Here is a 6,913-nt window from a genome sequence, read left to right on the forward strand (position 1 = left end):
CTCAACGCCCCCTATGTGGCCGATCCGCTGGCGCTCTATACCCGCCTCTGTCAGGGCCGCCCCAACAACCTGCTGCTGGAATCGGTGGAGATCGACTCCAAGGCGGGCAAACAGAGCCTGCTGCTGGTCGATGCCTGCCTGCGCATCGAGTGCCGTGGTCGCACCGTGCGGGTGCGCAGCCTGAACGACAACGGCGCCCAGTTGCAAAGCCTGCTGGCCGAGCGGCTGCCTGCGGTGGTGGCTCGTTCGCTGGTAGATGGCGAGCTGCAGCTCGACTTCCCGGCCTCCGATCGGGAGCAGGACGAAGATTCTCGCCTCAAGGGGAGCAGCGTGCTGGACGTGCTGCGCACCCTGCAGCGGGAGCTTGATTGCCAGTTGGGTAAAGAAGCCCTCTTTATGGCGGGCAGCTTCGCCTACGACCTGATCGCCTCCTTTGAAGATCTGCCCGACGTGCCGGAAGGGAGCAACGACTGCCCCGACTACTGCTTCTATGTGGCCGAAACCCTGATCACCATCGACCATATCGAGCGCACCACTCAACTGCTGGCCTGCATCTTTGGCGGCGACAGCGACGAAAGCCAGGTGGAAGACAGATACACCCGCCTGACCGAACGGCTCACCGACTTCAAACAGATTTGCCAGCAACCCCTCTGCGCCGAGCTGACCACCCAGCCCCTGACAGGTGGCATGAGCGTGGACAAGAGCGACAAACAGTTCTGCGCCGAGGTGGAGAAGCTCAAGGGCTTTATCCGCCGTGGCGACATCTTCCAGGTGGTGCCATCCCGCTGCTTCTCCCTGCCCTGCCCGAGTCCCCTGGCCGCCTATCGCCGCCTCAAGCAGACCAACCCCAGCCCCTACATGTTCTACGTGCAGGATGAGGGCTTCACCCTGTTTGGCGCCTCGCCGGAAAGCGCGGTGAAATTCTGCGCCGCCAGCCGCGATGTGGAGATGTACCCCATCGCCGGTACCCGCCGCCGCGGCTTCAACCCCGATGGCAGCATCAACCGCGATCTCGACGGCCGTATCGAGCTGGAGCTGCGTCAGGACGAGAAAGAGGTGGCCGAGCACCTGATGCTGGTAGATCTGGGCCGCAACGACATCGCCCGCATCTCGGAGCCCGGCACCCGCTACGTCAAGGAGCTGCTGAAAGTGGATCGCTACAGCCACGTGATGCATCTGGTCTCCAAGGTAGTCGGTACCCTGCGCTCTGACCTTGACGCCCTGCACGCCTATCAGGCCTGCATGAACATGGGCACCCTCACCGGCGCCCCCAAGATCCGCGCCAGCGAGCTTATTCGCATGGTGGAAGGCAAGCGCCGCGGCAGCTACGGCGGCGCGGTCGGCTACATCAACGGTGCCGGCGAGATGGATACCTGCATCGTCATTCGCTCCGCTTTCGTGAAAGATGGCGTGGCCCACGTGCAGGCCGGTGCCGGGGTGGTCTATGACTCCAAGCCGCAAGCCGAAGCGGACGAAACCCGCGCCAAGGCGGCCGCCGTACTGGCCGCCATCGCCGCCAGCCATGGCACCTCCCTGCAAGCCCTGAGCGCCCAGCAGGAGCAACATAAGGACGTGAGCCAATGAGTACCGGATCAACAGTCACTAACATCTTCCTGCTCGATAACTTCGACTCCTTTACCTACAACCTCGTCGACCAGTTCCGCTCCCTCGGTTATCCGGTGCGGATCTACCGCAACAGCCTGCCGGCGAGCCGCATCATGAGCGAGATCGCAGCCTGTGAAGGGGACGCCGTGCTGGTGCTCTCGCCGGGCCCGGGCGCCCCCCACGAGGCGGGTTGCCTGATTGACCTTATCAAGCTGGCCCGTGGTCAGGTGCCCATCCTCGGCATCTGTCTCGGCCATCAGGCCCTGTGCGAAGCCTACGGCGGCACCGTCGGTGCGGCGGGCGAAATTGTCCACGGCAAGCGCTCGCTGATTGAGCACAACGGCCACGGCGCCTTCGCCGGTCTGCCGAGCCCGCTGCCGGTGGCCCGCTACCACTCGCTGGTCGCCACCTATGTACCGGAAGAGCTGACGGTGATTGCCCACTATCAGGGGATGCCCATGGCCATCGAGCAGCAGGATGAGCGGGTGCTGGGTTTCCAGTTCCACCCGGAATCCATCATGACCTCGGAAGGGGCCCGCCTGCTGACTCAGGCGCTCGCCCATATCACCCGTCCAGAAAGCAGCGTGCGGTAAGGTAAGGAGACCAACATGCATCATCATCTCAACACCCTCTATCAGGGTCAGTCTCTGAGCCGTGAAAGTACCCGCGACGCCTTCGGCCAGGTGGTACGTGGCGAAGTGGATCCCATCGTGCTCGCCAGTCTCCTGACCGCCCTCAAGATCAAGGGAGAGACCCCGGAGGAGATCGCCGGCGCCGCCGAGGCGCTCTTGGCGGAAGCGCGCGACTTCCCGCGTCCGGATTACGAGTTCTGCGACATCGTCGGTACCGGTGGCGATGGCCTCAACACCATCAACGTCTCCACCACCTCGGCGCTGGTCGCCGCCGCCTGCGGCCTGAAAGTGGCCAAGCACGGCAACCGCTCGGTATCGAGCAAGTCGGGCTCGAGCGATCTGCTCGACAAAATGGGCATCAAGCTCGACATGAGCCCAGCGCAGGCGCGCCATTGCCTTGACGAGCTCGGCATCTGCTTCCTGTTCGCCCCCCAGTACCACGCCGGGGTGCGCCATGCCATGCCTGTGCGCCAAGCCCTCAAGACCCGCACCCTGTTCAACGTGCTGGGGCCGCTTATCAACCCCGCTCGTCCCACCTATCAGCTGATGGGGGTCTATGCCCCCGAGCTGGTGCGTCCCATCGCAGAAACCCTGCTGGCACTGGGGCTGAAAACCGGTATGGTGGTTCACGGCGCCGGGCTGGACGAGATTGCCATTCACGGCCCGACCCAGGTGGCCCAGATCCGTGACGGCGAGATCCGCGAATTTCTGCTCACCCCGGCTGACTTTGGCCTCGAGACCTATCCGGTCAGCGCCATTCAGGGTGGTGAGCCTGAAGAGAACCGCGCCATCACCGCCGCCATTCTGGAAGGGCGTGGCACCCCGGCCCACAACGCCGCCATCGCCGCCAATGTGGCACCGCTGCTGCTGATGGCGGGCAAGGCGAAAGATCTCAAGAGCGCGGCGGCCGACGTGCTGGCGGTGCTGGCAAGCGGCAAGGCAGCGGATCTGGCTGCTCGGCTCGCCACTTTAAGCCATCAGGAAGCGGGTCATCAGGAGGCATGATGTCAGCCACCACATTGCACAACAGTCATTCAGAACGCCCACAGGGCAAGAGCCAGTTTCGCAAGGATAACGAGATGTCAGACCTTATTGCCCCCCATGCTTTTCTGAACATGGCCTCCATCAGCCAGACCATTCTCGGCAAGATCGTGGCGGCCAAGCAGGAGTGGGTCGCCGCCCGCAAGCTGGCACAGCCGCTGGAGAGCTTCCAGCGCGCGCTGACCCCAAGCGATCGGGATTTCGTCGGGGCCCTCAAGGCTGACTCCACCCGCTTTATTCTGGAGTGCAAGAAGGCCTCCCCCTCCAAGGGCTTGATCCGCGACGATTTCAGCCCGGAGGCCATCGCCGACATCTATGGCAAATACGCCACCGCCATCTCGGTACTGACCGACGAGAAGTTCTTTCAGGGGGATTTTACCTTTTTGCCGCGGGTGCGTAGCCGCGTATCGCAGCCGGTGCTCTGCAAGGATTTCATGATTGACCCCTATCAGGTCTATCTGGCCCGCCACTATCAGGCGGACGCCATCCTGCTGATGCTCTCGGTGCTCACCGACGAGGGGTATCGCGCCCTGTTCGCGGTGGCCAAGGAGCTGGGGCTGGGTGTGCTGACCGAGGTGAGCAACGAGGAGGAGCTGACCCGCGCCATCGCGCTGGGCGCGCCGGTCATTGGCATCAACAACCGGGATCTGCGCGACTTGAGCGTCGATCTGAACCGCACCAAACAGCTGGCTAAAGATATTCCGAGCGATCGGGTGGTGATCAGCGAGTCCGGCATCAATCACCGCGCTCAGGTGGCGGATCTGCGCCACCACGCCAAGGGCTTTCTGGTGGGCTCGTCATTGATGGCCGAGCCGGATTTGGAAGCGGCTGTACGCAAGCTGATACTGGGCCAGAACAAGGTGTGCGGCCTCACCCGCGCCGAAGATGCCGCCGCCGCCCATCAGGCGGGCGCGGTGTTCGGCGGCCTGATCTTTGTGGCCAAAAGCCCGCGCTATGTAGACATCCCCGCCGCCCGCGCCGTGATGGCGGGTGCGCCGCTTAGCTTTGTCGGAGTATTTCGCAATGCCCAGCCCGCCACCATCGCCAAGACGGTGGATGCGCTGGGGCTCTCTGCAGTGCAGCTGCATGGGGATGAGGATGCCGCCTATATCGATACCCTGCGCCCACTGCTGCCCGCTGGCTGCCAGATCTGGAAAGCAATCGGAGTCACAAGCGGCGAGCCGCTGCCCGCCCTCGACTACCCGGCGGATCGCCTGCTGCTGGATACGAAAGTCGGCAGCCAGAGCGGCGGCACCGGTCAGGCGTTCGACTGGGCCCTACTGGCCCATCTCGATAAAGCCAAGCTGATGCTGGCGGGCGGCCTTAATCCCGACAACGCCCTGCAAGCGGCACAAGTGGGATGCCTCGGCCTTGATTTCAACTCCGGGGTGGAGAGTGCCCCGGGCCAGAAGGATGCGCACAAGATTGCAGCCGCCTTCGGCGCACTGCGCAACCTGTAACGCAACCCTTTTTGATGTTTCGATTTAGCTAATACAAGGAAGAAGCCATGACCCTGCTCAACCCGTTTTTCGGTGAATTTGGCGGTATGTATGTACCCCAAATCCTTATCCCGGCCCTGCTCCAGCTGGAGAAAGCCTTTGTCGATGCCAAGGATGATCCGGCCTTTATCGCCGAGTTTCAGTCCCTGCTGACCGAGTATGCCGGTCGCCCGACTCCGCTCACTCTGACCCGCAATCTGACCAAGGGCACCAAGACCCGCCTCTATCTCAAGCGTGAAGATCTGCTGCACGGCGGCGCCCACAAGACCAACCAGGTGCTGGGTCAGGCGCTGCTGGCCAAGCGGATGGGCAAGAGCGAGATCATCGCCGAGACCGGTGCTGGTCAGCACGGCGTCGCCACTGCGCTGGCCTGCGCCCTGCTCGGCCTCAAGTGCCGGGTCTATATGGGTGCCAAGGATTGCGAGCGCCAGAAGCCCAACGTCTTTCGCATGAAGCTGATGGGCGCCACCGTCATTCCGGTGCACTCAGGCTCGTCCACCCTGAAAGATGCCTGTAACGAGGCGCTGCGCGACTGGGCCGCCAACTACGAGTCGGCCCACTACCTGCTCGGTACCGCCGCCGGTCCGCATCCCTTCCCCACCATCGTGCGGGAGTTCCAGAAGATGATCGGCGAAGAGGCCAAGGCCCAGTGCTTCGAGAAAGAAGAGCGCTTGCCCGATGCGGTGATTGCCTGCGTCGGCGGTGGGTCGAACGCCATCGGCATGTTTGCCGACTTTATCGATGAGCCGTCGGTGCGCCTCATCGGCGTCGAGCCGGGTGGTCACGGCATCGAGAGCGGCGAGCACGGTGCGCCGCTCGGTCACGGTAGCAAGGGGGTCTTCTTTGGCATGCACTCCTACCTGATGCAGGACAATCAGGGCCAAATTCAGGAGTCCTACTCCGTCTCGGCGGGGCTGGACTTCCCCTCCGTCGGCCCGCAACACGCCCATCTGGCCGCCATCGGCCGCGCCGAGTACCCCTCGGTGACCGACAAGGAGGCGCTGGACGCCTTCCAGGAGCTGGCCAAATCCGAAGGCATCATCCCGGCGCTGGAGTCCTCCCACGCGCTGGCCCATGCCCTCAAGATGGCCCGCAGTGAACCGGAAAAAGAGCAGGTGCTTATCGTCAACCTCTCCGGCCGTGGCGACAAAGATATCTTCACCGTTGCCGATATTTTCGAGAAAGAAGGAACCTTGTCATGAACCGTTACGCAAAACTCTTCTCCCGTCTGGACGCGGCCAATCAGGGCGCCTTTGTGCCGTTCGTGATGCTGGGTGACCCGACCCCCGAATTGTCGCTGGCCATCGTCGATGCGCTGGTCGCAGGGGGCGCCGATGCCCTCGAACTCGGCATTCCCTTCTCCGATCCGGTGGCGGACGGCCCCACCATTCAGGGCGCAGCCCTGCGCGCCTTTGCCAGCCACACCACCCCGGATGACTGCTTCGAGCTGCTTGGCCGCATCCGCGCCAAGTACCCTCAGCTGCCCATTGGCCTGCTGGTCTACGCCAACCTGGTCTATGTGCGCAAAATTGACGGCTTCTACGAGAAGTGCCAGCAGGCAGGCGTCGATTCAGTGCTGGTGGCCGACGTGCCGGTGCAGATGTGCGCCCCCTACAAGGCGGCCGCCGACAAGTTCGGCATCGACAGCATCTTTATCGCCCCGCCCAATGGCGACGCCGAGACCCTGAAACAGGTGGCGGAGCTTGGCAATGGTTACACCTATCTGGTGAGCCGTGCTGGCGTCACCGGTGCCGAGACCAAGGCTGGCATGCCGGTGGAGGGGTTGATCAATACCCTGCGCGAGTTCAACGCCCCCCCCGCCCTGCTCGGCTTTGGCATCAGCGAACCGGCTCAGGTGCGTGAAGTCATTGCTGCGGGCGCCGCCGGTGCCATCTCCGGCTCCGCCGTGGTGAAGATCATCGAGACCCACCACCAGAACCCGGAGCATATGCTCACTCGTTTGAAAGAGTTTGTGGAAGGGATGAAGGCCGCGACCAATAGATAAGGTTGGATTTGGGGTCAGCTGGTTGTGACCCAGATCGGCCAGTTCGCATAACCACGCCATAACCATGAGAAAGGGAGCCTGACCGGCTCCCTTTCTATTTCCTGCTTGTTGCCACTCCCAGCGTCTTTGTC

6 protein-coding genes are annotated in these 6,913 nt (G+C 63.1%); all 6 read left to right on the forward strand.

Features of this window, described 5'->3' with window-relative positions; all coding sequences use genetic code 11:
* The coding region (locus AB5Y85_RS08125) for an anthranilate synthase component 1 (RefSeq protein WP_368221317.1) at positions 1-1,584 on the forward strand (1,584 nt) is incomplete at its 5' end.
* Positions 1,581-2,198 carry an aminodeoxychorismate/anthranilate synthase component II gene (locus tag AB5Y85_RS08130; RefSeq protein ID WP_257687837.1) on the forward strand — a complete coding sequence of 206 codons (618 nt, stop codon included), beginning with the start codon at positions 1,581-1,583 and terminating at the stop codon, positions 2,196-2,198. The genes AB5Y85_RS08125 and AB5Y85_RS08130, both read left to right, overlap by 4 nt.
* A gap of 15 nt (positions 2,199-2,213) precedes the next feature.
* Positions 2,214-3,242 (forward strand): anthranilate phosphoribosyltransferase, encoded by a 1,029-nt coding sequence (trpD, locus tag AB5Y85_RS08135; RefSeq protein WP_257687838.1) that lies wholly within the window; start codon positions 2,214-2,216, stop codon positions 3,240-3,242.
* On the forward strand, positions 3,242-4,738 hold the full coding sequence (gene trpCF / locus AB5Y85_RS08140; RefSeq protein ID WP_257687839.1) for a bifunctional indole-3-glycerol-phosphate synthase TrpC/phosphoribosylanthranilate isomerase TrpF: 1,497 nt from the start codon (positions 3,242-3,244) through the stop codon (positions 4,736-4,738). The genes trpD and trpCF overlap by 1 nt, the downstream gene beginning before the upstream one ends.
* Positions 4,739-4,785: 47 nt before the next feature.
* Positions 4,786-5,979, forward strand: a complete 1,194-nt coding sequence (gene trpB, locus AB5Y85_RS08145) for a tryptophan synthase subunit beta (RefSeq protein WP_005347359.1) — start codon at positions 4,786-4,788, stop codon at positions 5,977-5,979.
* Positions 5,976-6,782, forward strand: a complete 807-nt coding sequence (gene trpA / locus AB5Y85_RS08150) for a tryptophan synthase subunit alpha (protein ID WP_257687840.1) — start codon at positions 5,976-5,978, stop codon at positions 6,780-6,782. Before trpB ends, trpA begins: the two co-directional genes overlap by 4 nt.
* Positions 6,783-6,913: the final 131 nt, after the last annotated feature.

The sequence above is a fragment of the Aeromonas sp. R3-1 genome, from assembly GCF_040908345.1.
Taxonomy (GTDB): domain Bacteria; phylum Pseudomonadota; class Gammaproteobacteria; order Enterobacterales; family Aeromonadaceae; genus Aeromonas; species Aeromonas veronii.